At 66.0% G+C, this 1,168-nt stretch carries 1 protein-coding gene; it reads right to left on the bottom strand.

The window, feature by feature from the left end:
* Positions 1-13: 13 nt before the first annotated feature.
* Positions 14-1,093: an IS4 family transposase gene (locus tag OXS49_RS33305; protein ID WP_267428762.1), complete on the bottom strand. Its 1,080-nt coding sequence runs from the start codon at positions 1,091-1,093 to the stop codon at positions 14-16.
* Positions 1,094-1,168 lie beyond the last annotated feature (75 nt).

The following is a 1,168-nucleotide window of genomic DNA, read 5'->3' as shown; positions in this document are numbered from 1 at the left end:
CACGGTACACGACTCACAAGGCTGGGAGGCGTTTTGGGCATCGATTGGCCCAGAGGGTCGCTGCGCTTTGAGGGGCATTGAGGAGATCGCCGCGTAGGGCATCGAGGCCGGTGCGGAACCAGGATTTCCCGCGCCGCCCATGGGTCTTTCGCGCAATGGCTTTGAGGCCCATGGCGGCGGTCGCCGTTCGGTAGATCCAAGTGATGGCCAGCGTCAGGACGGCGGTGAGCGTCTCGATCTTGGCTGGATCGGTCAGGCGGGTGTCTTCGAGGTTGAGGCCACGGGTCTTGGCGTCGCCGAACAGACACTCGATCCCCCAGCGTCTCCTGTAGACTTGGAGCGCTCGCCGCGGCTCGGGGGTGTTGGTCATCACCAGCAGCCATACCCCGCTGGCGAGGCGTTTGGCGGCCAGCTTCAGCGGCAGGTGCGTGTCAGGCAGGAACAGATCGAGCGTGTGGATGGTGTGGCGGGCGCGCTTGGTGCGCAGCAGCGTCTCGATCGACCACAGGCTGCCATCGGCGCGCGCCATGAACAGGTCGGGCCGGACCCGGATGGCGAAGGGGACCCGGCTCTTGGCCAGGAACGCGAACCAGTCGGCGCCGATGAACTCCCGGTCGGCCAGAAGCAGATCGATGGAGGTGGGCTCGAACAGGGCGAGATAGCGCTGTAGCAGGCCGATGCGCTGTGCGGTGTCGCTGTTGCCCGGATGGGCGAGCACCGACCACAACAGCGGCACCCGGAAGCGACGCGTGACGATGGCCAGCATCAGGATATTGACGTCTTTTCGGCCGAGCTTCCAGCGGGTGCGGTCGAGCGCCAGGCATTTGGGCCGGGTCAGCTTGAGCATGCGCACCACCAGCGTGGCGATCACGGCCTGATCGAGACGCACGTGCTGGAAGAAGCGTTGCAGGCGGCGGTACTTCGAGGCGTAGCGGGCCGGGCCGTGGCACTGGCTGGCGATATGGGTGAGGTTGACCGTCCGGCTGTGGATCAAGCCGATCAGCAGCATGCTCAGCGTCTCAAGACGCGATTTGCCCAGGCCCAGATGCGCCGATAGGCTCTCGATCAGGGCGGTGCGCAGACAAGCGGACATGGGGGGATCCCTTTGGCGAGGAATCCCTCAGTGCACCACGGCGCGCCGCCCGCCGCCACTGTGTCGTGTACCGTG

Source organism: Methylobacterium sp. GC_Met_2 (assembly GCF_026540795.1).
Lineage (GTDB): Bacteria > Pseudomonadota > Alphaproteobacteria > Rhizobiales > Beijerinckiaceae > Methylobacterium.
This window is presented reverse-complemented; position numbering and strand designations above follow the sequence as displayed.

Excerpts from the sequence above, each read along its gene's own strand:
- OXS49_RS33305 (WP_267428762.1), bottom strand. The coding sequence starts at position 1,093 with ATGTCCGCTTGTCTGCGCACCGCCCTGATCGAGAGCCTATCGGCGCAT.